The sequence below is a fragment of the Streptomyces sp. Mut1 genome (assembly GCF_030719295.1).
GTDB lineage: Bacteria > Actinomycetota > Actinomycetes > Streptomycetales > Streptomycetaceae > Streptomyces > Streptomyces castrisilvae.
In genome coordinates, this window is the sequence record NZ_CP120997.1 from 3,375,717 (window position 1) to 3,398,332 (window position 22,616).

General features: G+C 72.2%; 21 protein-coding genes. 5 read left to right on the forward strand and 16 right to left on the reverse strand.

Annotated elements, in window-relative coordinates; genetic code table 11:
• Positions 1-418: 418 nt before the first annotated feature.
• On the reverse strand, positions 419-1,651 hold the full coding sequence (locus P8A18_RS14475; RefSeq protein WP_306054830.1) for a PQQ-binding-like beta-propeller repeat protein: 1,233 nt from the start codon (positions 1,649-1,651) through the stop codon (positions 419-421).
• A gap of 236 nt (positions 1,652-1,887) precedes the next feature.
• Positions 1,888-4,416, reverse strand: a complete 2,529-nt coding sequence (locus P8A18_RS14480; protein WP_306054832.1) for an ATP-dependent Clp protease ATP-binding subunit — start codon at positions 4,414-4,416, stop codon at positions 1,888-1,890.
• A 440-nt stretch (positions 4,417-4,856) separates the two neighbouring features.
• On the opposite strand from P8A18_RS14480, the gene P8A18_RS14485 reads away from it, so the two are divergent.
• Entirely contained in the window at positions 4,857-5,477 is a 621-nt protein-coding gene (locus P8A18_RS14485) for an SCO3374 family protein (RefSeq protein ID WP_306054834.1), read from the forward strand.
• Here P8A18_RS14485 and P8A18_RS14490 read toward each other — a convergent pair.
• The 10 genes from P8A18_RS14490 to P8A18_RS14535 all read right to left on the reverse strand — a co-directional run bounded on the left by P8A18_RS14490 (position 5,456) and on the right by P8A18_RS14535 (position 13,599).
• A complete protein-coding gene (locus P8A18_RS14490; RefSeq protein WP_136320273.1) occupies positions 5,456-5,791 on the reverse strand; it encodes a histone-like nucleoid-structuring protein Lsr2 in 336 nt (111 codons plus the stop codon). The two genes, P8A18_RS14485 and P8A18_RS14490, sit on opposite strands and share 22 nt — an antisense overlap.
• 143 nt (positions 5,792-5,934) lie before the next feature.
• Complete coding sequence (locus P8A18_RS14495) at positions 5,935-6,492, reverse strand: amino-acid N-acetyltransferase (RefSeq protein WP_078622518.1); 558 nt, start codon at positions 6,490-6,492, stop codon at positions 5,935-5,937.
• Positions 6,493-6,501: 9 nt separating this feature from the next.
• Entirely contained in the window at positions 6,502-6,945 is a 444-nt protein-coding gene (locus P8A18_RS14500; protein ID WP_306054836.1) for a BlaI/MecI/CopY family transcriptional regulator, read from the reverse strand.
• Between the two features lie 123 nt (positions 6,946-7,068).
• A complete protein-coding gene (locus P8A18_RS14505; protein WP_306054838.1) occupies positions 7,069-7,248 on the reverse strand; it encodes a hypothetical protein in 180 nt (59 codons plus the stop codon).
• Between the two features lie 43 nt (positions 7,249-7,291).
• A complete protein-coding gene (locus P8A18_RS14510; protein WP_306060909.1) occupies positions 7,292-7,870 on the reverse strand; it encodes a hypothetical protein in 579 nt (192 codons plus the stop codon).
• A gap of 138 nt (positions 7,871-8,008) precedes the next feature.
• A complete protein-coding gene (locus tag P8A18_RS14515) occupies positions 8,009-8,806 on the reverse strand; it encodes a type III pantothenate kinase (RefSeq protein WP_306054840.1) in 798 nt (265 codons plus the stop codon).
• A complete protein-coding gene (nadC, locus tag P8A18_RS14520; protein WP_306054843.1) occupies positions 8,806-9,837 on the reverse strand; it encodes a carboxylating nicotinate-nucleotide diphosphorylase in 1,032 nt (343 codons plus the stop codon). The genes P8A18_RS14515 and nadC overlap by 1 nt, the downstream gene beginning before the upstream one ends.
• 2 nt (positions 9,838-9,839) lie before the next feature.
• Positions 9,840-11,573, reverse strand: coding sequence for an L-aspartate oxidase (locus tag P8A18_RS14525; protein WP_306054845.1), 1,734 nt, complete (start codon positions 11,571-11,573; stop codon positions 9,840-9,842).
• Positions 11,570-12,583 (reverse strand): pantoate--beta-alanine ligase, encoded by a 1,014-nt coding sequence (gene panC / locus P8A18_RS14530; RefSeq protein ID WP_306054847.1) that lies wholly within the window; start codon positions 12,581-12,583, stop codon positions 11,570-11,572. The genes P8A18_RS14525 and panC overlap by 4 nt, the downstream gene beginning before the upstream one ends.
• Positions 12,580-13,599: a Rossmann-like and DUF2520 domain-containing protein gene (locus P8A18_RS14535; RefSeq protein ID WP_306054849.1), complete on the reverse strand. Its 1,020-nt coding sequence runs from the start codon at positions 13,597-13,599 to the stop codon at positions 12,580-12,582. The genes panC and P8A18_RS14535 overlap by 4 nt, the downstream gene beginning before the upstream one ends.
• Before the next feature lie 175 nt (positions 13,600-13,774).
• On the opposite strand from P8A18_RS14535, the gene P8A18_RS14540 reads away from it, so the two are divergent.
• Both P8A18_RS14540 and P8A18_RS14545 read left to right on the forward strand, forming a co-directional pair.
• Entirely contained in the window at positions 13,775-14,962 is a 1,188-nt protein-coding gene (locus P8A18_RS14540) for a threonine aldolase family protein (RefSeq protein WP_306054851.1), read from the forward strand.
• A gap of 87 nt (positions 14,963-15,049) precedes the next feature.
• On the forward strand, positions 15,050-16,162 hold the full coding sequence (locus P8A18_RS14545; protein ID WP_306060911.1) for a DUF5937 family protein: 1,113 nt from the start codon (positions 15,050-15,052) through the stop codon (positions 16,160-16,162).
• 13 nt (positions 16,163-16,175) lie between these two features.
• Here the strand turns inward: P8A18_RS14545 and P8A18_RS14550 are convergent, their stop codons facing one another.
• Positions 16,176-16,850, reverse strand: coding sequence for a response regulator (locus P8A18_RS14550; protein ID WP_018551221.1), 675 nt, complete (start codon positions 16,848-16,850; stop codon positions 16,176-16,178).
• Between the two features lie 55 nt (positions 16,851-16,905).
• Positions 16,906-18,120 (reverse strand): sensor histidine kinase, encoded by a 1,215-nt coding sequence (locus P8A18_RS14555; RefSeq protein WP_306054854.1) that lies wholly within the window; start codon positions 18,118-18,120, stop codon positions 16,906-16,908.
• 95 nt (positions 18,121-18,215) lie between these two features.
• On the opposite strand from P8A18_RS14555, the gene P8A18_RS14560 reads away from it, so the two are divergent.
• Entirely contained in the window at positions 18,216-19,220 is a 1,005-nt protein-coding gene (locus tag P8A18_RS14560; protein ID WP_306054856.1) for an SAM-dependent methyltransferase, read from the forward strand.
• Between the two features lie 56 nt (positions 19,221-19,276).
• Positions 19,277-20,419, forward strand: coding sequence for an NADH-quinone oxidoreductase subunit D (locus P8A18_RS14565; RefSeq protein WP_306054858.1), 1,143 nt, complete (start codon positions 19,277-19,279; stop codon positions 20,417-20,419).
• A 21-nt stretch (positions 20,420-20,440) separates the two neighbouring features.
• Here the strand turns inward: P8A18_RS14565 and P8A18_RS14570 are convergent, their stop codons facing one another.
• Both P8A18_RS14570 and P8A18_RS14575 read right to left on the reverse strand, forming a co-directional pair.
• A complete protein-coding gene (locus tag P8A18_RS14570; RefSeq protein ID WP_306054860.1) occupies positions 20,441-21,490 on the reverse strand; it encodes a hypothetical protein in 1,050 nt (349 codons plus the stop codon).
• 104 nt (positions 21,491-21,594) lie between these two features.
• Complete coding sequence (locus P8A18_RS14575; RefSeq protein WP_306054862.1) at positions 21,595-22,572, reverse strand: ABC transporter substrate-binding protein; 978 nt, start codon at positions 22,570-22,572, stop codon at positions 21,595-21,597.
• Between the last annotated feature and the right edge of the window lie 44 nt (positions 22,573-22,616).

A 22,616-nucleotide genomic window follows, 5' to 3' on the forward strand; every position in this document is an offset into this window, starting at 1 on the left:
GTGTGCCGGGCTGGCCATACCTTGGTAACCCGCACCCCCACCGGTGCTCAAACACCCCATCTACGAAGAAAAGCCGTAGAAGGAGCCCCGGGAATTCGCTCACCGGACCCCGGCGGGACACCCTCCCGGGCGCCTCCGGACGTCCTCGCCGGAACAGGTTTAACCCCAGTTCCAAACCGCCCCAACCGGACATAGCCCCACGGTCCGGGCGCATGGCCCTCCGCATGCCGAGGGCCCGCCCGCCGCGGGGTCGAAAGACCCCCGACGCGACGGGCCCCATGCTCCTAAGGCGGCTAGTAGGCCCCGAAAGCCCTGTGCGCCTTGTCACCGGCGGTGGGACCGAAGGCCGTCCGTTTCGGGACCTTCGGCCCGGTGCCCGGAGCCACCCGAAGGGCGGCTCCGCCCCCGGCGCCGGGGGCTATCCGACGGGCAGCCCGGTCACCTTCTTGCCGTGCAGCGCCACCAGTTGCCTGCCGCCCGATGCCAGGTACCAGCGCTGGATGTTGCCGGTGCCGTCGTTGTAGGTCCAGCGCAGATCACCGTCGGCCGGGTCGAAGGCGTGGATGCCGCCGTTCTTGTCGAACTCCGTCGCCCCGTAGAGGAGGCCGCCCACCTTGGCGAACTGCCACGGGGCCGCCACGTCGAGGCTCCCCTTGTTGTGCCAGTGCCGCTTGCCGGTCGCCGGGTCGGCCGCCCACAGGCCGTGCACGGTGTCGGAGACGTACAGAACCCCGTCCACGACCGCCGGGTCGTTGAACCGGCTGTACTTCTCGGTCGCGAAGGACCAGCGCTCCGCGCCGGTCTCCAGGTCGTAGGCGCGCATCCGCTCGCCGTTCGCGAGGATGGCGAGGCCGCCGTGGACCTCGAAGCCGCGGTTGTTGGACCGGCCGATCTTCTTCGTCCAGACCTGTCGGCCGGTCGCGGTGTCGCGCACGGTCAGGTTCTCGCGGAAGTCCGTGTACGCGAGGCGGTTGCCGGCCACCCGCGCGGTGATGCCGTTCTGCTCGGTGCCGTGGTCGCGCTGCTCGCGCCAGATCACCTTGCCCGATGAGGTGTCGATGGCGGCGATCACGTTGTCCGGGGTCCTGAATTCCTTGTCCAGGATTCCCGCGACGACGTAGACGTGGTTCTTGTCCGCCGCGATGGGCCGGGGCTGCGAGTACTCCTTGTCGCCCAGCCGGCTGCGCCAGGTGTCCTTGCCGGTCTTGGGGTCGAGCCCGATGATGTTCCCGTCGTACCGGGCACTCGCCAGGTACAGCGTCCCGTCACCGATCAGCATGTTGGCGCCCGGGGTGGTGACCTCGGCGCGGGACCATAGCTCCTTGCCGGTGGTCAGATCACGGGCCACCAGCGGGTCGCAGGAGACGAGCACCACGTTGTCGACCACGGCCAGCGCGGACTGCCAGGCCAGTCCGTCGAACGCCGTGTCGTGCTGCCAGGCGGGCTTCGGCTTCCCGCCCGGCGCGGGGGTCGAGCCCCCGGGCTCCTTCGAGCCCGAGCCACCGCCGTCGATCAGCTCGTCCTCCGGCCCGCACGCCGCGGCGCCCGCCCCCAGCAGCGCCAGACCCGCTCCGGCCCCGGCCAGCCTCATCAACCGCCTGCGTGACACATCGCCTCTGCCCATGGCGTGCCCGTCCCCCTCGCTGCTCATCCCTCGGGCCTTCGTTTGCAAACGAAAAACCCACCCGGGCAGGCCGCCCGAGGCGGGGTCAGACTAACCAGCGAATTTTGGCCAACGCGCGTAGCGAACGCGACCGGGACGTTCCTGTGACGCGCCTGTCACCGTGTCCGCAGCGCGAAAGGGGCGGCCCCGGCCGGTCGAAACCGGTCGGGGCCGCCCCTTACGGACGTTCGGACGCTACTGCCTGGAGGGGCAGGACGCGCCTGTCACGCCTCCTTCGTCATGTTCGGGCCGGCGCCGCCTGCCGCCTGCTCGATCGGGGGAACGTCGGGCAGAGCCGACTTCTCCTCGCCACGGAAGGTGAACTTCTGCTCGTCACCCTCGCCCTCGCTGCCGACGACCACGATGTGACCGGGGCGCAGCTCACCGAAGAGGATCTTCTCGGAGAGGATGTCCTCGATCTCGCGCTGGATCGTCCGGCGCAGCGGCCGGGCGCCCATCACGGGGTCGTAGCCCTTCTTCGCGAGGAGCTTCTTGGCCTCCGTGCTGAGCTCGATGCCCATGTCACGGTCCCTGAGCCGCTCGTCCACCTTCGCGACCATCAGGTCGACGATCTCGATGATGTCTTCCTGGCTGAGCTGGTGGAAGACGACTGTGTCGTCGACACGGTTGAGGAACTCGGGCCGGAAGTGCTGCTTGAGCTCTTCGTTGACCTTGACCTTCATCCGCTCGTAGTTCGTCTTCACGTCGCCCTGGGCGGCGAAGCCCAGGTTGAAGCCCTTGGAGATGTCCCGGGTCCCGAGGTTGGTCGTCATGATGATGACCGTGTTCTTGAAGTCCACGACCCGGCCCTGGGAGTCGGTCAGGCGACCGTCCTCCAGGATCTGGAGCAGGGAGTTGAAGATGTCGGGGTGGGCCTTCTCGACCTCGTCGAACAGGACGACGGAGAACGGCTTGCGGCGCACCTTCTCGGTGAGCTGCCCGCCCTCCTCGTAGCCCACGTAGCCGGGGGGCGAACCGAAGAGACGCGAGACCGTGTGCTTCTCGCTGAACTCCGACATGTCGAGGGAGATCAGCGCGTCCTCGTCACCGAAGAGGAACTCGGCGAGCGTCTTGGACAGCTCGGTCTTACCGACACCGGACGGGCCCGCGAAGATGAACGAGCCACCGGGGCGCTTCGGGTCCTTCAGACCGGCCCGCGTACGGCGGATCGCCTGCGAGAGGGCCTTGATGGCGTCCTTCTGCCCGATGACGCGCTTGTGGAGCTCGTCCTCCATGCGCAGCAGGCGGGAGGACTCCTCCTCCGTCAGCTTGAAGACCGGGATGCCGGTGGCGGTGGCGAGGACCTCGGCGATCAGCTCGCCGTCGACCTCGGCCACGACGTCCATGTCGCCGGCCTTCCACTCCTTCTCGCGCTTGGCCTTCGCCGCCAGCAGCTGCTTCTCCTTGTCGCGGAGGGAAGCTGCCTTCTCGAAGTCCTGGGAGTCGATGGCCGACTCCTTGTCGCGGCGCACGCCCGCGATCTTCTCGTCGAACTCGCGGAGGTCCGGCGGCGCGGTCATCCGGCGGATGCGCATCCGGGATCCGGCCTCGTCGATCAGGTCGATCGCCTTGTCCGGCAGGAAGCGGTCCGAGATGTAGCGGTCGGCCAGCGTCGCGGCCTGGACCAGCGCCTCGTCCGTGATGGACACGCGGTGGTGGGCCTCGTAGCGGTCGCGCAGACCCTTGAGGATCTCGATGGTGTGCGGCAGCGACGGCTCCGCGACCTGGATGGGCTGGAAGCGGCGCTCGAGAGCGGCGTCCTTCTCCAGGTGCTTGCGGTACTCGTCGAGCGTGGTGGCGCCGATGGTCTGCAGCTCGCCGCGCGCCAGCATGGGCTTGAGGATGCTCGCGGCGTCGATCGCGCCCTCGGCGGCACCCGCACCCACCAGGGTGTGGAGCTCGTCGATGAACAGGATGATGTCGCCGCGGGTGCGGATCTCCTTGAGGACCTTCTTCAGGCGCTCCTCGAAGTCACCGCGGTAACGGGAGCCGGCGACCAGCGCGCCGAGGTCCAGGGTGTAGAGGTGCTTGTCCTTGAGGGTCTCGGGCACCTCGCCCTTGACGATGGCCTGCGCCAGGCCCTCGACGACCGCCGTCTTGCCGACGCCGGGCTCGCCGATGAGGACCGGGTTGTTCTTCGTGCGCCGGGACAGCACCTGCATGACCCGCTCGATCTCCTTCTCGCGCCCGATGACCGGGTCGAGCTTGGATTCGCGAGCGGCCTGCGTGAGGTTGCGGCCGAACTGGTCGAGCACCAGCGACGTGGAGGGCGTGCCCTCCGCGGGGCCGCCCGCGGTGGCCGCCTCCTTGCCGCCCGAGTAGCCGGACAGCAGCTGGATGACCTGCTGGCGCACCCGGTTCAGGTCGGCGCCCAGCTTCACGAGGACCTGGGCGGCGACGCCCTCGCCCTCGCGGATGAGGCCGAGCAGGATGTGCTCCGTGCCGATGTAGTTGTGGCCGAGCTGCAGGGCCTCGCGGAGCGACAGCTCCAGGACCTTCTTGGCTCGGGGCGTGAAGGGGATGTGGCCGGACGGGGCCTGCTGGCCCTGACCGATGATCTCCTCCACCTGCTGGCGGACCGCCTCGAGCGAAATCCCGAGGCTCTCCAGGGCCTTAGCGGCGACACCCTCACCCTCATGGATCAGGCCCAGGAGGATGTGCTCGGTGCCGATGTAGTTGTGGTTGAGCATCCGGGCTTCTTCCTGAGCCAGGACGACAACCCGCCGCGCGCGGTCGGTGAACCTCTCGAACATCGTTAATCGCTCCTCAGAGCGGTCAGGCAGTAAGGGGTCGGTCCCCTCCCTGTCCTTCCGCAGCTTAGTCCCGCAAGCGGGGACCGCTCATTTCAACTGCCGACACCCGGCCTTGCTTCCTGGCGGATCCCCGCCCCGAACGCCGACAACTGCTCCAACCCGATGGTGCGAGACGATGTTCCCGCAGGCCAGACAGATACCCCAGTCGCCAGTACGCCGATGGCGAACGTGAGACGTCCATGGCTTGCGTGTCGCCCCTCCCCACTAGGGATGTCTTACCCGCAATTACAGACAGTCCATGCGGGGTACGCGGGTTCCCTCCGCTACGGGCGAACATCTTCGTACTCCTGAATGCGCCCGTACGCCCTCAACCCGGACACCCTATGCGTTCGCACAAGAACTCTGCGTAACCCCAAGGGTGGATCGGGAGTTCTTCCGGCATGGCTCTCACCGTCCCGCCGCCCCGCGTCCCGCCCTCCGCCGAACCCGGCGGCGGCGCCCGGAAGGAGCCGTGGGACGGGTGGGGCCGGTGGTACGAGGAGGAGCTCGGCTGGGCCACGGCGGGCGGTTCACCGGTGCGGCTGCTGACGGGGCTGGCGTTCGACGCGCTCGTCGTCCCCGCGGTCGCCGGTCACGCGGCGCTGCGGCGGGTGGGCCGGACGGGTCCGGTGGCGCTCATGGGGCTGCGGATGAGCCTGCTGGTGGCGCCGGGGAGCGCGGAGGAGCTGCCGGGGCTGCTCGACTGGCTGGAGTGGGGCGGGGTCGCGCTCTCGCTGAGCGGTCTGGGCGCGGGCGGGCGGATCACCGCACCGCCGCCGCCGGGCCGGCCGGTGCCGCCGGGGGCCGCCTCCTGGCTGCGGCCCCCCAGGTCATCGCTCGAACAGGACGAAGCGCCGGCTCTCCCGGCTTTCTCCGGCTTCGGGAGCAGGGGTGGGGATGCTCCCGATCTCGTCCGGCTCGTGGACGCCGTGGCGACGGAATGCCACCGGGCTCGGCTGACGCGGGCCCGTGCGGGCCTGTTCCCCGATGACCCGGCCGCTCAGCCGTTGGCCTTCTCGTAGGCCTCGCGGATCTCCGCGGGAACGCGGCCGCGGTCATTCACACTGTGGCCGTTCTCGCGGGCCCACTTACGGATCTCGGCGGTGTCCTTGTTGCCGCCGGAGACCGCCCGGCCCTTGCCGCGACCCGACGCCGCACGGCCACCCGTGCGACGGCCGTTCTTGGCGTAGGGCTCAAGAAGGGAACGCAGCTTGTCCGCGTTGCTGGTGGTGAGGTCGATCTCGTACGTCTTGCCATCCAGCGCGAACGTCACCGTCTCGTCCGCCTCGCCACCGTCGAGGTCGTCAACAAGAAGGACCTGAACCTTCTGTGCCACCGGATTTCCTTTCATCGAAAATGGAGTACGCGGAAAGGAAACCGCTTTTCCCCGGAAAACACAAACCCTCGGGAGAGGTTCAGCAGCTCAAGTGGACGGGAAACATGCGCGATTCGGACATAGGGCTCGCCTTCTTCCCTCGGTCACAGGTGCAGAAGCATCCGGCTGTTGCCCAAGGTGTTCGGCTTCACTCGTTCGAGACCCAGGAACTCCGCGACTCCCTCGTCATAGGAACGCAGCAGCTCGCTGTAGACATCTCCGTCGACCGGTGTCTCTCCGATCTCCACGAAGCCGTGCTTCGTGAAGAAGTCAACTTCGAAGGTGAGGCAGAAAACCCGTCGGACGCCGAGCCAGCGGGCGGTCTGCAACAACTTGTCCAGTACTTGATGCCCCACTCCGACGCCCTTGAGACTGTGATCGACGGCGAGAGTGCGTACTTCGGCGAGGTCTTCCCACATCACGTGCAGTGCTCCGCAGCCGATGACCCGGGCGTCCTCGTCGCGTTCGGCGATCCAGAACTCCTGGATGTCCTCGTAAAGCGTCACCGTGGCTTTGTCGAGGAGGATGCCTTCCCGCACGTACCCGTCGAGGAGACGCCGGACGGCGGGCACATCGCTCGTGCGTGCGCGCCGGACGGTGATGGCCACGTTTATAGCAGACGGTACGGTGCGGAAATCGGTTTGCGGAAGCTCTGAGGACATACGCAGACGCTATCGCCCGGTCTCGGGCTCCGCGTCATCGACCGCTTCACCGGCTTCCCCGGCTTCGGCCGGCGGCGTCCCGTCCTCGGGAAGTGTGGGCAGAACGATCCGCATCGCGTCCCGCAGAGCCTCGCGCTGCTCGGCCGACATCATCCCGAAGAAGGCGACGAGCGCGGCCGCCGGGTTGTCGCTGCGCGACCAGGCTTCGTTCATCAGGGCGGCCGCGTATGCGGCGCGGGTCGAGACGGCCGTATATCGATATGCGCGGCCCTCCACTTCGCGGCGGACCCAGCCCTTCTGATGGAGATTGTCCATTACCGTCATGACGGTGGTGTAGGCGATGGACCGCTCCTGCTGAAGGTCCTCCAGGACTTCCCGCACAGTGACCGGACGGTTCCATTCCCAGACCCGCGTCATCACGGCGTCTTCCAGCTCTCCCAATTGACGGGGCACAGCGTCACCTTAGTGCTATATGTCTGGAATGCGTAGTTATATACACAGCAAAAGGGCGTACAGCTCCTCGGGAGCCGTACGCCCTTCGTACGGGATGCGCGCCGTGCGCGGCTTCGGAGGCGGTCAGGCCCCTTCGGTCCGCGGGCTCTGCTGGGCCGCGTCGGCGCGGCTGAGCGCCGCGTCCACGGCCGCGTCCTCCTTGGCCTTGTTGGGGCCGCCCTGGCTCTTGACGATCGTCACGACCAGGCCGATGAAGAAGACGGCCATCACCACGGGGGGCACGAGCGCGGATACGTAGTCCATGGCGTCCAGAGTAGCGAGCCCGCGCGGGACCCCACCGGAGGCCCTACCCCGCGGCGCGCTGTGCGGGCCGGGGGACGGGCCGGCGGGGCGGGAAGACCTCCGAGGGCTTCGGCGCCGGACGCTCGGAGGGCGGAACCGGGCGGGCCGGCGCCGGTGCCGGCGGGGTCTTGGGCTTGTCCGGCTCCGCGGCGCGGCCGCCGGGCAGCGCGAGCAGCCGGCTGCGGGGCGCGGGCGCCGTCGCGGGCACGGCCCGACCGGCGAGCCGGGCGCGCACCGAGCGCTCCGCGATCACCTGGCAGCGCTCCAGGAGCGCGCCGGCCAGGCGGCCGCCGCGCAGGGCACGCAGCGCGGCCAGGTCCTCGGGACGGGGGTCGTAGCCGGCGGCCAGGGCGTCCTGGAGGAGTTCCAGGTAGCCACTGAGGGAGCCGGGCAGGGCGTCGCGGTAGCGGGCGAGGTCGGCGAGCAGGAAGGCGCGCAGCCGTCCGGCCTCGCCGACCACCTCGTCCACGCTGCCCGCAAGCCGCAGGCAGTCCTGGACATCCTCGTCGGGCAGGGGCGCGGGGTGCAGGGCGAAGGCGAGGGCGCGTCGGAGCACTCGCAGCTCGTCCGCGCTGAACGCCATACCGCCGCGTGATCCGTAGGGCGTGGGCATAACGCGACAATACGTGCTAAAGGGACAAAATCCGTTTAACTGGTCGTCGGTGGCGCGGCGGCCCCGGGGAGCCGCCGCGCGGGAACCCGCCGGTCGGACCGCGTACCGCTACAGGCGCGACGCGTTGCGCTCGTACACCAGGCGCAGCCCGATGAGGGTGAGCCAGGGCTCGTGCTCGTCGATGGCGGACGACTCGTTCAGCACCATCGGAGCAAGGCCGCCCGTCGCGATCACGGTGACGTCGTCGGGGTCGGCCGCCAGCTCCTTCTTCATCCGGGCCACGACCCCGTCGACCTGGCCGGCGAAGCCGTAGATGATGCCCGCCTGCATGGCCTCGACGGTGTTCTTGCCGATGACGCTGCGCGGCCTGGCCAGCTCGATCTTGCGCAGCTGGGCGCCCTTGACGCCGAGCGCCTCGACCGAGATCTCGATGCCGGGCGCGATGACACCGCCGGTGTACTCGCCCCGGGCGGAGACCGCGTCGAAGGTGGTGGCCGTACCGAAGTCCACGACGATCGCCGGGCCCCCGTACAGGTCGACGGCGGCGACCGCGTTGATGATGCGGTCCGCGCCGACCTCCTTCGGGTTGTCCATGAGGATCGGCACCCCGGTCTTGATGCCCGGCTCGACCAGCACCGCCGGGACGTCGCCGTAGTAGCGGCGGGTCACCTCGCGCAGTTCGTGCAGGACGGCCGGGACCGTGGAGCAGATCGCGATGCCCTCGATGCCGTCGCCCAGTTCCATGCCGAGCAGCGGGTGCATGCCCATCAGGCCCTGGAGCAGCACCGCGAGTTCGTCGGCGGTGCGGCGGGCGTCGGTGGAGATCCGCCAGTGCTCGACGATCTCCTCGCCGTCGAACAGACCGAGGACGGTGTGGGTGTTCCCGACGTCGATGGTGAGCAGCATCAGGCGCCGGCCCCGTCGGTGTCGCGGAAGTCCAGGCCGATGTCCAGGATCGTCGGCGAGTGGGTCAGCGCGCCGACGGCCAGGTAGTCCACCCCGGCCTCGGCGTAGGCGCGGGCCGAGTCGAGGGTGAGCCGTCCGGAGGACTCCAGGACCGCGCGCCCGGCGACCAGCGCGACCGCGTCGGCCGTCCGCGCGGGGGTGAAGTTGTCCAGCAGGATCAGGTCCGCGCCCGCGTCCAGCACCTCGGCGGTCTGCTCCATCGTGTCGACCTCGACCTCGATCGGCACGTCCGGGAACGCGTCCCGCACCCGCTTGAACGCCTCGGCCACCCCGCCCGCCGCGATGACGTGGTTGTCCTTGACGAGCGCGGCGTCGGACAGCGAGAACCGGTGGTTGACGCCGCCGCCGCAGCGCACCGCGTACTTCTCCAGGGCGCGCAGGCCCGGGGTCGTCTTGCGGGTGTCGCGGACCTTGGCCTTCGTGCCCTCCAGCACGTCGGCCCAGGCGCGGGTCGCGGTGGCGATGCCGGAGAGCCGGCAGAGCAGGTTGAGGGCGCTGCGCTCGCCGGTGAGGAGGTCACGGGTGCGGGTGGTGACGGTCAGCAGCTTCTGGCCGGGCACGACGCGGTCGCCGTCCTCGACATGCCGCTCGACCTCGAACTCGGACGTGCAGACGATCGACAGGACCGCCTCGGCGACCCGCAGACCGGCCACCACACCGGCCTCGCGGGCGGTGAAGTCACCGGTGGCCATGGCGTCCTCGGCGACCGTGGCCACGGTCGTGACGTCCACCCCGCCGTCCAGGTCCTCCGCGATGGCCAGGTGCGCGATGTCCTCGACCTGGATCGGGTCCAGGCCCGCGTCGGCCAGGAGCTGGGCGAGCGCGGGATCGAGGCCGCACTCCTCGTAGTCCTCGTCCCCGCCGCAGCCGCAGGCGTCCCCGCAGCCGTCCGCGGCAGACGCGGGCGCGCCGATCTGGATCAGCGGTACGTCCACGGGCGTGGGGCGCGGATTCTCTTCGGGCGTGCTCACGGTTACGGCTCCTCGGGAGTGGGGTGGGTGGTGCTCGTCGCTGCGCAGTCTGCTGCCCCGGGCGCGTCCACGGGCCCGAACGCCTCGGTATCCGTCCCACGGAGGACGAGGCTGCGGTCGGAGGTCAGCCGGACGACGAGGTGGCGGCGCCAGTGCTCGTCGTCGCGCTCGGGCCGGTCCTCGCGCCAGTGGCAGCCGCGGGTCTCCTCGCGCTGCCGGGCGGCGGCGACCAGGACCCGGGAGACCAGGAGCAGGTTGGTCGCCTCCCAGGCCTCGACCCCGGGCTCCGCGGTCTTGGGCTCGTCCCCTCCGGCCTTCAGGTAGGCGCTGCGGTGTAGGTCCTCCAGCTCGTCGGCGGCCGTGGTGAGGCTCCGGGCGGAGCGCAGGACTCCGGCGCCGCGCGTCATGATGCGCTGGATCGTGGTCCGGGTCTCGGGGGCCAGCAGCGGGGAGGCCACGGGGGCCCGGTCGACGGCCTCACCCGCGCGGGGGCGCTCGGTGACGATGTCCGCCGCGATGCGCTCGGCGAAGACGAGACCTTCGAGCAGCGAGTTGGACGCCAGCCGGTTCGCGCCGTGCACCCCGGTGCAGGCGGCCTCGCCGCAGGCGTAGAGCCCCGGCACGGTCGTACGTCCCCGCAGGTCGGTGCGGACGCCGCCGGAGGCGTGGTGCGCGGCCGGTGCCACCGGGATCGGCTCGGTGACCGGGTCGATGCCGTGGGCCCGGCAGGCGGCCAGGACGGTCGGGAAGCGCCGCTCCCACATCTCGGCCCCGAAGTGGCGGGCGTCCAGATACATGTGGTCGGTGCCGTGCAGCTGCATCTGGCGGGTGATGCCCTTGGCGACGATGTCGCGCGGGGCCAGCTCCGCCAGCTCGTGCTGTCCGAGCATGAAGCGCGTGCCGTGCGCGTCCACGAGGTGGGCGCCCTCGCCCCGTACCGCCTCGGAGACCAGGGGCTGCTGGCCCTCGGAGCCGGCGCCCAGGAAGAGGACGGTGGGGTGGAACTGGACGAATTCCAGGTCCGAGACCTCCGCGCCGGCCCGCAGCGCCAGCGCCACGCCGTCGGCCGTGGAGACCGCGGGGTTGGTGGTGGCGGAGAAGACCTGGCCCATGCCGCCGGTGGCCAGGACCACGGCCGGGGCGTTGACCGCGCCGACGCCGTCGTGCTGGCCCTCGCCCATGACGTGCAGGGTGACGCCCGCGGTACGGCCTTCGGCGTCGGTGAGCAGGTCGAGCACGAGGGCGTTCTCGATGGTGTGCAGGGCGGCCTCGCGGACCGCTTCGACCAGGGCGCGGGAGATCTCCGCGCCGGTCGCGTCACCGCCCGCGTGGGCGATGCGGCGGCGGTGGTGGCCGCCCTCGCGGGTCAGCGCGATGGACCCGTCGTCGGCGGTGTCGAAGTGGGCGCCGGTCCCGATGAGCCGGCGCACCGCGTCCGGGCCCTCCGTGACCAGGGTCCGCACGGCCGCCTCGTCGCACAGGCCGGCGCCGGCGACCAGGGTGTCGTCCAGGTGCTGTTCGGGGGTGTCGCCCTCGCCGAGCGCGGCGGCGATCCCGCCCTGGGCCCAGCGCGTCGAGCCGTCGTCCAGTCGGGCCTTGGTCACGACGACGGTGGCGAGGCCCGCCGCCGCGCAGCGCAGCGCGGTGGTGAGGCCGGCGACACCGGAGCCGACGACCACGACGTCCGCGTCGATGGCCCAGCCGGGTGCGGGGGCGGTCAGCCGTATTCCGGTCACGGGGTGGCTCCGAGGGTGAGGGGGATGTTGTCGATGAGCCGGGTCGCGCCGACCCGGGCGGCGACGGCGAGGATCGCGTCGCCCGCCGTGCGGTCGTCGGGGATCTCGGTGAAGTCGGCCGGGTCCACCAGCGCCACGTAGTCCAGATCGAGCGGCGGGCTCGCGGCCCCCGCCTCCTGGAGGACCGCGCGGGCGGCGGCGCGCACGACGGCGGGTCCGGTGTCCGGCCGGGCGCGGGCCACCGCCTGGGCGTCGGCCGCGAGGCGGGGTTCGCCGAGCCGGTTGAGCCCGGCGGCCCGGTCCTCGGTCGCCCCGGCGGCCTGCGCGCGGGCGTGCAGCGCCGCTTGCGCGGCGAGCCGGTCGCGGGCGGCGAACAGGGCCCGGGACAGGGCGAGCGCGGTGCGCCGCTCGTGCGGGTCGAGGAAGCGGTTGCGGCTGGAGAGCGCGAGGCCGTCGGGCTCCCGGGCCGTCTCCACTCCGGCGATCTCCACGGGGAAGTTCAGATCGCGCACCATGCGCCGGATCAGCGCCAGCTGCTGGGCGTCCTTCTGCCCGAACAGCGCGACGCCCGGCCGGGTCAGGTGGAGCAGCTTGGCGACGACGGTGAGCATGCCGTCGAAGTGGCCGGGGCGTGCGGCCCCCTCCAGGCGCTCCCCCATCGGCCCCGCCGAGATCCGGACCTGCGGTTCGCCGCCCGGGTAGACCTCGTCGACGGACGGGGCGAAGACCACGTCCGCGCCCGCCGCACCGGCCACGGCGAGGTCGGCGTCGAGCGTGCGGGGGTAGCGGTCGAGGTCGGCTGCCTCGCCGAACTGGAGCGGGTTGACGAAGACCGTGACGACGACCTGCCCGGCCGGGCCGGCGAGCGCGCGGGCGGCGCGGATCAGCGAGGCGTGCCCCTCGTGCAGGGCGCCCATCGTCATGACGACGGCCCGCTTGCCGCCGGGGGCGTACGCGTCCAGTTCGGCGGCGGTGTCCAGCAGCGCCGGGGCGGAGACGGACGCGGTCATCGGGTCTCCTCCGGTCCGGTGCCGGTACTGCCGTCCGCTCCGCCGGGGCCGTCCGGGGCGCCACGGCCGCCGGTACCACCCGGGCCGCGACCGCCCGCCGCTCCGCCGCCGTCCGCCAGGACGCCGAGCAGGTCCTCGGCGAGCTCCGGCTTCAGCAGGCCGTGGGCGAGGGCGCGGTCGGCGGTGGCGCGGGCCATCGCCACGTATCCGGCGACCGTCTGCGGGGCGTGGGCGCGCAGCTCCCCGATGTGCGCGGCGACCGTGCCGGCGTCGCCGCGCGCGACCGGGCCGGTGAGCGCCGCGTCACCGGAGCGCAGGGCGTTGTCCAGAGCGGCGCCGAGCAGGGGGCCGAGCATCCGGTCCGGGGCGGTGACCCCGGCGGTGCGCAGCAGCTCCATCGATTGGGCGACCAGCGTGACCAGGTGGTTCGCGCCGAGGGCGAGCGCCGCGTGGTAGAGCGGACGGGACTCCTCCGCGATCCACTCCGGCTCGCCGCCCATCTCGATGACCAGCGCCTCCGCGGCAAGCCTCAGCTGCTCGGGGGCGGTGACCCCGAAGGAGCAGCCGGCCAGCCGCTGGACGTCCACGGACGTGCCGGTGAACGTCATCGCCGGATGCAGCGCGAGCGGCAGGGCGCCGGCCCGCAGCGCGGGGTCCAGCACCTTCGTCCCGTACCGCCCCGAGGTGTGGACGAGGAGCTGGCCCGGCCGGACCGCTCCCGTCTCGGCGAGGCCCTCGACGAGCCCGGGGAGGGCGTCGTCGGGGACGGTCAGCAGGACGAGATCGGCGCGCGCGAGGACCTCGGCGGGCGTCACGAGGGGGACGTCGGGCAGCAGGGCCGCGGCGCGGCGCACCGAGGCGTCGGAGACCCCCGACACGGCGACCGGGCGGTGTCCGGCGAGGGCCAGGGACGCGGCCAGGGCGGGGCCGACGCGGCCCGCCCCCACCACGCCGACGGTGAGCCGGGCGGGGCGGTCCCTCGCGTCGAGGGGGTCCTTGGGAGCTGTTGCGTTCACGCTGCGATGGCCTTCCGTTCCAGTCCGCGGGGGGTACCGGACGATTCCTCTGCATGCTACGCCAGCGCCCGGTCCGCCCTCCCGGCTGTCCACAGCCTGTGGAAACCTCGCCCGCACGGCTCCGGGGCTGCGGAAACCTGTGGGCAGGCACGGCGTTGTGCGTGATGATCGTCCCATGGCAGACACGAACGCGCAGGTGACGGACGAGGGGGCGGCCGGGGACGACGAGGCCTGGCGGCTGCGCCGCCTCACCGCGTGGCGGCAGGCCGGGCGCGTCCTCTCCCGCATCCCGCAGGACCGCTCGCTCGGCGAACAGCTGGCCTCCCTCACGGCGGACGCGGCGACGGTCACCGACATCGCCCTGCCCGCGGACATCTACGGGGACGCTGTCGTCGCCGAGCTGGAGCAGCGGGTCGCCGGGCTGCTGGGCACGGAGGCCGCCGCGTTCTTCCCGACCGGGACGATGGCGCAGCAGGTCGCGCTGCGCTGCTGGGCCGCCCGCACCGGCGATTCCACCGTCGCGCTGCACCCGCTCGCCCACCCGGAGATGCACGAGGGCGGCGCCCTGGGCGCGGTGAGCGGGCTGCGTACCGTCCACCCCACGTCCGATCCGAGGCTGCCCACCGCCGAGGAGATCCGTGACTTCCCTGAGCCGTTCGGCACGCTGATGCTGGAGCTGCCGCTGCGCGACGCCGGCTTCGTGCTGCCCACCTGGGAGGAGCTGGAGGCCGTGGTGGCCGCCGCCCGTGAGCGGGACGCGGTGGTCCACTTCGACGGGGCCCGGCTGTGGGAGTGCGCCACCCGTTTCGGGCGCGGGCTGCCGGAGATCGCCGCGCTCGCGGACAGCGTGTACGTGTCGTTCTACAAGTCCGTCGGCGGCATCTCCGGGGCCGCGCTGGCCGGTTCCGCCTCGCTGGTCGAGGAGGCCAGGGTCTGGCGGCACCGCTACGGCGGCCGGCTCTTCCAGCAGTTCCCGGCGGCGGTCGCGGCCCTGGCCGGCCTGGACCGGGAGCTGCCGAACCTGCCCGCGTACGTGGCGCACGCGAAGACGGTCGCCGCGGCGTTGGCCGAGGGGTTCACGCAGGCCGGCACGGGCTGGTTCCGGGTACAGCCGGAGCCCCCGCACACCCACCAGTTCCAGGTGTGGCTGCCGTACGGCGCGGACGAGCTGACCGCGGCGTCGGTGCGGCAGGCGGAGGAGACCGGCGTGGTGCTGTTCCGCCGCTGGTTCACGCCGGACACCGGTGCGCCCGGGGTGGCGTTCACCGAGGTGACCGTGGGGCAGGCGGGTCTGGAGTGGACGGCCGACGACGTCCGGAAGGCGCTGGCCGGCTTCCTGGAGCGGGTGCCCCGGAAGGGGTGAGCCGGCCCGGTTCCGGACGCTGATCGACACCGCCCGTCAAACGGCGTCCGGACTGTCACACCCACCCGGCACCATGGACGGGTGAGCGTGACCATCGACATCGCGGGCCTCGACCCCGCCCGCATCGTCTTCGAGACCTCCCCGCTCGTCGAGCTGGGGGTCGCCCTGCACGCGCTCTGCGAACCGGGGCACCACCCGGGCGTGCACGGCTGGGCGACGGCCACCGCCACGGCCCTGGAGCCCGACCTCGCCGACCGGCTGCACGAGGCGGATTTCCTGTGGCGGAACACCTTCTCGGACATCTTCATGCCGTTCGCCGGGGTGCGCGGCGGTGACGGCAGGACGGGCGCCGACCTCGCCGCCGACCTGGACCTGCTGGACCGGCTGGACGACGAGCGGTTCGTCGCCGCGGCCCTGGAGTTCAACTGCGGGGCGTTCCACGGGACCGGCGCGGCCTCCCCGCTCCGCGACGCCGGGACGCGCGCGCGGGCCCTGGAGATGGCGGCGGCGCGCGGCCGGCCGCAGGTGGAGTTCACCCAGCGGCTGCTGGCCGACCCCGACCTCGTACGGCGCCGGCTGCGCCGCCTGTTCGAGGACTGCGACCAGGCGTTCTTCGCGGACACCTGGCAGCGGATCCGGGGCCGGCTCGTGGCCGACGCGCGGCACAAGACGGACCTGCTGCGGCACAAGGGGCTCGCCGAGGCGATACGGGCGGTCTCCCCCGCCCTCGCGGTGTCCGGGGACGGCGGCCGGATCAGCGTCGACAAGCTGACCGAGGGGGCGACCGACGCGACCGACCCCGCCGTCGGGCCGGGGCTCACCCTCATCCCCACCAGCTTCGGCCGGCCCCATCTGATGGTGCTCCACGCCCCGGGCTGGCGTCCGGTGCTCCACTACCCGGTGCACCGCCCCGAGCTGCCCTCGCCCGCCTCCGTCGAGCTGCTCCAGCTGCGGATGGAGGCCCTGGCGCACCCGTTGCGCATGCGGCTGTGCCGGAGCATCGCCCGTTCCCCGTACACGACGGGCGAACTGGCCGACACCAACGGCATCACCTCGCCCGAGGTCTCCCGCCATCTCGCGGTGCTCAAGAAGGCCGGTCTGGTCACGACCCGGCGCCGGGGCCGGTACGTCCTGCACCAGCTCGACCTGACGGTGGTGGCCCGGCTCGGCAGCGACTTCCTGGAGGGAATCCTGCGCTGAGCCGGCCCGCGCCTCAGCCCGCGCCGCCGCCGGCGCGCACGAGCCCCGTCTCGTAGGCGAGGACGACGACCTGTACCCGGTCGCGCAGGGACAGCTTGGTCAGGATGCGGCCGACGTGTGTCTTCACCGTCGCCTCGGAGAGCACCAGACGCCCCGCGATCTCGCCGTTCGACAGGCCCTGGGCGACCAGCAGCATCACCTCGCGTTCGCGTTCGGTGAGCCTGGCGACGTCCTTGTGCTGCGGTTCGGGGTTACCGCTGGGCAGCATCGGCGAGAACCGGTCGAGCAGCCGGCGGGTGGTGGACGGGGCGACGACCGCGTCCCCGCTGTGCACGGAGCGGATCGCGGCGAGCAGCTCGCCCGGCGGCACGTCCTTCAGCATGAAGCCGCTGGCCCCGGCCTTCAGCCCGGAGAACGCGTACTCGTCGAGGTCGAACGTCGTCAGGATCAGCACCTTCGGCGGATCGGGCTGCGCGCAGATCCGGCTGGTGGCCTCGACACCGTCCAGCTTCGGCATGCGTACGTCCATCAGCACCACGTCCACCGCGGTGGAGCGCAGGACCTCGATCGCCTCCGCGCCGTCACCGGCCTCGGCGACCACCTCCATGTCGGGCTGCGCCGCGAGCACCATCCGGAAGCCGGTGCGCAGCAGCGCCTGGTCGTCGACGAGCATCACGCGGATCGCCATGGGGGTCCTTGTCTCCTTCTTCGGTGGGCAGCCTCCGGTGGGCGGCCGGAACGATCTAGTCGGCGGCCTTGAGCGGCAGCAGCGCGCTGATCCGGAAGCCGCCGCCGGGGCGCGGCCCGGCGTCCAGTGTGCCGCCCACCATGCCGACCCGTTCGCGCATGCCGATCATGCCGTGCCCGGCTCCGTCGGCCCCGCCGTCCTCGTACAGCTCGTGCGCGGCGCCCCGGCCGTCGTCCTCGACGAGCAGGCCGAGCCCGTCGTCGAAGTAGACCAGCCGCACGCTGGCCCCGGCGTGCGGGCCACCGTGCTTGCGGGTGTTGGTCAGGGCCTCCTGCACGATGCGGTACGCGGTCAGCTCGACGCTGCTGGGCAGCGGGCGGGCGGTCCCCTCGACCTTGAAGTCCACCGCCAGACCGGCCTTCCTGACCTGGCCGATCAGCTCCTCGATCTGTTCGACGTCGGGCTGCGGGACGTACTCCCCGCTCTCCTGCGCGTCGCCCGTCCGCAGCACGCCCAGCAGCCGCCGCATCTCCGCCAGGGCCTGCCTGCCGGTGCCGGAGATGGTCTCCAGCGCCTTCCGGGCCTGGTCGGGTGCCGCGTCCATGACATAGGCGGCGCCGTCGGCCTGCACCACCATCACCGAGACGTTGTGCGCGACGACGTCGTGGAGCTCGCGGGCGATACGGGCCCGCTCGGCGGCCACCGCCACCTTCGACTGGGCCTCGCGCTCCCGCTCCAGGCGGGCCGCCCGCTCCTCCAGCTGGTCGAAGTAGGCCCGGCGGGTCCGCATCGAGTCACCGAGCACCCAGGCCAGTACGAACGGCACGGTCATCACGACGGCCACGAACACGGCCTGCGCCCAGCTGCTCGACGCCTCGTCCTGGTTCGGCCAGCGGAGCTGGGAGAGCGTGGCCGCGACCAGGCTGCACGCCAGGGCGAGCCGGGAGGCCCAGCGCTCCCCGACGGTGGCCACCGTGTAGGTGATCACCAGCATGGCGAAGTTCGCGACGGTCGGCCGGACGCCGAAGAGCAGCTGGGCCACCCCCATCGCGATGGCGAGCAGCAGCATCTTCTCGGGAGCGCGCCGCCGCAGGGCGACGACGACGCAGAGGCCGATGACGACCGGCGCGATGGCGATGCGCTCCATCGGACCGCCGCGTCCGGTGTCGCCCACCACGATGGTCATGCCGGAGAGCCCGAGGAGGAAGACAGCCCAGAAGCTGTCGACGCCCGTCGGGTGTCTGCGGATGAAATCGTAGAGGCGCTGCACGTAACCCAGCGTAGGGAAGCCCGAGGGGTGCCGGGTCAGCCGAAGGGCCGATCCGGGTCCTGGGACCGTACTCCCCAAGGTGGAGACTGGGGCGCGTGACGGATGAGTGGCGTGGGTGGCAGGAGGCGGCCGAGACCGCCCTGTACGGCGACGAGGGCTTCTACCGGCGCCCCGAGGGCCCGGCGGGCCACTTCCGTACCTCGGTGCACGCCTCCCCCCTGTTCGCGGCCGCCGTCGCCCGGCTGCTGGTCGCGACGGCGGCCGATCTCGGCACCCCGGACGTGGACCTGGTCGACCTGGGCGCGGGGCGCGGGGAGCTGGTGACGGGCGTGCTCGCCGCGCTGCCGGCCGAGGGCGGCGCGGACCTCACCGTACGGGCGTACGCCGTCGAGGTCGCCGCCCGCCCCGAGGGCCTGGACCCGCGCGTGGAGTGGTGCGCGAAGCCGCCGCGCGGGGTGCGGGGGCTGCTGTTCGCCAACGAGTGGCTGGACAACGTGCCGCTGCCGGTCGCCGAGACGGACGCCGGCGGCACCGACCGGTACGTCGAGGTGCGGACCCCGGACGGCGCGGAGCGGCTGGGCGGCCCGGTGGCCGGGGCGGACGCGGCGTGGCTGCGGCGCTGGTGGCCCTCGGCGGGCCCCGGCAGCCGGGCGGAGATCGGCCGCCCCCGCGACGAGGCGTGGGCGGACGCGGTGTCCGCCGTCTCCGCCGGGCTCGCGGTGGCGGTGGACTACACCCACGTACGCGGGGAACGCCCGCCGTACGGGACGCTGACCGGCTTCCGGGCCGGGCGCGAGGTGCGGCCGGTGCCGGACGGCAGCTGCGACCTCACCGCCCATGTGGCCCTGGACGCCTGCGCGGCGGCGGCCGGCCCGGACGCGGAGCTGCGCACCCAGCGCGAGGCGCTGGCGGACCTCGGCGTCAGCGGGGGACGCCCGCCGCTGTCCCTGGCGTCGACGGACCCGGCCGCCTACCTCCGTGCCCTGGCCTCGGCGGGCGAGGCGGCGGAGCTCACGGCCCGGGGCGGCCTGGGCGACTTCGGCTGGCTGAGCCACACGGTCAGCCCCTCCGGCGCGCGTTCCACCCCCTTCGGCGATTGAGGAGCGGGTTGCGGGGCAGCGCCCCGGGCAACGGCGCGGCACGCAATAATCGCCGCATGACGGAGACGACAGTCGGCATCGGCGGCGCGGCGGAAAGCACCGACATGGTGCTCAACATCGGCCCGCAGCACCCCTCCACGCACGGCGTGCTCCGCCTGCGCATCGTCCTGGACGGCGAGCGCGTCCAGCACGCCGAACCGGTCATCGGCTACATGCACCGCGGCGCGGAGAAGCTCTTCGAGGCCCGCGACTACCGCCAGATCATCATGCTCGCCAACCGCCACGACTGGCTGTCCGCGTTCTCCAACGAACTGGGCGTCGTGATGGCCGTCGAGCGCATGCTCGGCATGGAGGTCCCCGAGCGCGCGGTCTGGACCCGCACGCTGCTCGCCGAGCTGAACCGGGTCCTCAACCACCTGATGTTCCTCGGCTCCTACCCGCTGGAACTCGGCGGGATCACCCCGGTGTTCCACGCGTTCCGCGAGCGCGAGGAGCTCCAGGCCGTGATGGAGGAGGTCTCCGGCGGCCGGATGCACTACATGTTCAACCGGGTGGGCGGCCTCAAGGAGGACCTTCCGGCGGGCTGGCTCGGCCGCGCCCGGGACGCCGTCGCCTCGGTCCGTTCCCGGATGGACATCTACGACGGGCTGGTCCTCGGCAACGAGATCTTCCGGGCCCGCACCCGCTCGGTGGGCGTGCTGTCGGCCGGGGCGGTGCACGCGTACGGGGTGTCGGGGCCGATCGCCCGCGCCTCGGGCGTCGACTTCGACCTGCGGCGCGACGAGCCGTATCTCGCGTACGGGGAGCTTCAGGACACCCTGAAGGTCGTCACCCGGACCGAGGGCGACTGCCTGGCCCGGTTCGAGTGCCTGCTGGAGCAGACGCACAACGCCCTGGACCTCGCGGACGCCTGCCTGGACCGGATGGCGGAGCTGGCGCCCGGACCGGTCAACCAGCGGCTGCCCAAGGTCCTCAAGGCCCCCGAGGGCCACACCTACGCCTGGACCGAGAACCCGCTCGGCGTCAACGGCTACTACCTGGTGTCCAAGGGCGAGAAGACCCCGTACCGGCTGAAGCTGCGCTCCGCGTCGTTCAACAACATCCAGGCGCTCACCGAACTGCTGCCGGGCACGCTGGTCGCCGACATGGTGGCGATCCTGGGCTCGCTGTTCTTCGTCGTCGGCGACATCGACAAGTAACCGCCGCGTCCGCCGGAGGCGTTACGAGATCGCGCTGCGCAGCTGGGCCACGTCCAGCTGCTCCGTCTCGTCGTGCGCGGTCAGGTCGATGACCTTGCCGACGGCCCGGTTCTCCGCCGTGCCCGAGCGGTGCGCGGCGAGGGCCTCCTCGCCCACCACGTCGGCCAGGTCCTCGTTCTGCACGGACTCGATGGCGGCGTTCGCCTTCTGCGTACCGAAGAAGTCGAAGCTGCCCTGCGGCACCAGATGACGGCGGGCCGCGGAGTACGGCACGACCGCGCCGGCGGCCGGCACCGGGCGCGGGGCCGGCAGTTCACCGGCGGGCCGGGGCGCGGGCAGGGCGGCGGGGGTGCGGTGCTCCTGACCGTCCCCGGTGCCGGGCGCCCCGGCCGCGGCGTGCTTCCCCCGCGGCTGCCGGCCCTGCGGCTCCCGGCCCTTCGGCTCCTGCCCCTGCCGGGCGCGCTCCGCGAGGATCCGTTCCCGGGTGCTCTCGGCGGTGCGCCGGGCCTTCTGGAGCGCGGCGTTGCGCGTGAGGTCGGCCAGCGCGCGGGCGGCGCGGGCGTACGCGTCCGGGGTCGGGGTGCTGCGCGCCGCGGGCAGTTCGCGGGCCGGGGCAGCCGCCTCGATGGCGAGCCGGCGACGGCTCTCCAGAACGCTGGCCCGCTCGGTCTCGGCGTTGGCGTACCGCCGCAGCAGCGCGGCGTGTTCGCCCCGCAGCCCGGCGAGCTCCACGCGCTTGCGGCGCAGCTTCGTCTCCAGGCGGGCGCGCAGCTCGCGCGACTCCTCCAGCTCGGCTTCGAGCTCCGCCACGCGTTCCTCGGCACGCCACTCGTCACTGGCGCGGGCGCGCGTCAGCTCCGCGACCCGGCGGCCCGCCTCGCGGTCCCAGCCGCGCATCAGGACCGCCCCGGTGCAGGCGGCGGCCGCGGCGGCGGCGACCAGTGCGCGCAGGGCCAGGGGTTCGGCGAGCAGCCAGGCGCCCGCGGCACATACGACCGAGGCTCCGGCGACTGCCGAAGGCGGAAGGATTCTGTGCAGTGGTGGCGAATGGCGATGGCGTCCACGTGGCATGGCCCGAAATTTACCGTGTGTACGGCGGACTTGGGGAGCCGCCCGGCAATCTGTGCCCCGCAAGTTACCTGGCGGCCCCCGAATCCCCTTCCCGGGGACCTTCGCTACTTCTTGATCAGACCCTTCGACTGCAGGTATTCCCGGGCCACATCGGCGGGCTTGGCGCGCTCGGCGTCGACCTTGCGGTTCAGTTGTGCGAGGTCCTCGGTGGTGAGTGCGCCGGTGAGCCTGCCGAGTGCGTCGGCGATGTCCTGCGCTCCGGCGTCCTTGGCGTTGAGGACCGGAAGGACGTTGTCCGCGTTCTGGAGCTTCTTGTCGTCCTCCAGGAACACCAGGTCGTAGGTGTCCAGCACCGCGTCGGTCGTGGTGGTGAGAACGAGCTGGTCCTTGCCGTCCTTGACCGCCTGCTTGGACTGCGGGGTACCGACGCCCTTGGGGTCGATCCCGGTGACGTCGATGCCGTACGTCTTCTTCAGGCCGGGCGCGCAGAAGGGCCGCACCTCGCACTCGTCGCCCGCCGCGACCTTGACCGCGATCTTGGCGGCGCCGAGATCCGAAAGGGTCGTCAGCTTGTTCTTCTCGGCGAATTCCCTGGTGACCGCGAAGGCGTTCTGGTCGACGGCCTTCCCGGCCGGCAGCACCTTCAGCCCGCGCGGCTCGGCGAGCTTCTTCAGCGCGGCGACGGTGGCGGCGGTGTCGCCCGAGGCGACCGGCTTCGACTCGGCGGCCTTCGCCCCGTTCACCTTGGCGTTGAGGAATTCGGCGATCGTCGCGGCATATTCCGGTACGACGTCGATCTCGCCCTTCTCCAACGAAGGTTCGTAGAGTTCACGGTTCTTCACCGTGGTGACCGAGGTGCTGTACCCGGCGTCGCCGAGTATCTGCGCGTACAGCTCCGCGAGCACCTTGGACTCGGTGAAGGCCGCGGCGCCGACGACGAGCGAGCCCTTCTTGCCGGAGTCCTTGTCCCCGGCGGGGGCGCCCTTGTCGTTCTCCAGGCTGTCTCCGCCGCAGGCGGCGAGCGAGCCCGCCAGCGCGATGACGCCGACGACCGCGCCGGCCATACGTGAGGTCCTGCTCATGTTCTTCTCCGTCCACGGCGGCGAGGCCGTATGCGACAAGGGTT

What these genes read in the sequence shown, in the direction of transcription:
- P8A18_RS14475 (WP_306054830.1), bottom strand. Translation starts at nt 1,651, where the DNA reads ATGAGCAGCGAGGGGGACGGGCACGCCATGGGCAGAGGCGATGTGTCA.
- P8A18_RS14480 (WP_306054832.1), bottom strand. Translation starts at nt 4,416, where the DNA reads ATGTTCGAGAGGTTCACCGACCGCGCGCGGCGGGTTGTCGTCCTGGCT.
- P8A18_RS14485 (WP_306054834.1), top strand. Translation starts at nt 4,857, where the DNA reads ATGGCTCTCACCGTCCCGCCGCCCCGCGTCCCGCCCTCCGCCGAACCC.
- P8A18_RS14495 (WP_078622518.1), bottom strand. Translation starts at nt 6,492, where the DNA reads ATGTCCTCAGAGCTTCCGCAAACCGATTTCCGCACCGTACCGTCTGCT.
- P8A18_RS14505 (WP_306054838.1), bottom strand. Translation starts at nt 7,248, where the DNA reads ATGGACTACGTATCCGCGCTCGTGCCCCCCGTGGTGATGGCCGTCTTC.
- P8A18_RS14510 (WP_306060909.1), bottom strand. Translation starts at nt 7,870, where the DNA reads ATGGCGTTCAGCGCGGACGAGCTGCGAGTGCTCCGACGCGCCCTCGCC.
- P8A18_RS14515 (WP_306054840.1), bottom strand. Translation starts at nt 8,806, where the DNA reads ATGCTGCTCACCATCGACGTCGGGAACACCCACACCGTCCTCGGTCTG.
- panC (WP_306054847.1), bottom strand. Translation starts at nt 12,583, where the DNA reads ATGACCGCGTCCGTCTCCGCCCCGGCGCTGCTGGACACCGCCGCCGAA.
- P8A18_RS14540 (WP_306054851.1), top strand. Translation starts at nt 13,775, where the DNA reads ATGGCAGACACGAACGCGCAGGTGACGGACGAGGGGGCGGCCGGGGAC.
- P8A18_RS14550 (WP_018551221.1), bottom strand. Translation starts at nt 16,850, where the DNA reads ATGGCGATCCGCGTGATGCTCGTCGACGACCAGGCGCTGCTGCGCACC.
- P8A18_RS14565 (WP_306054858.1), top strand. Translation starts at nt 19,277, where the DNA reads ATGACGGAGACGACAGTCGGCATCGGCGGCGCGGCGGAAAGCACCGAC.
- P8A18_RS14570 (WP_306054860.1), bottom strand. Translation starts at nt 21,490, where the DNA reads ATGCCACGTGGACGCCATCGCCATTCGCCACCACTGCACAGAATCCTT.
- P8A18_RS14575 (WP_306054862.1), bottom strand. Translation starts at nt 22,572, where the DNA reads ATGAGCAGGACCTCACGTATGGCCGGCGCGGTCGTCGGCGTCATCGCG.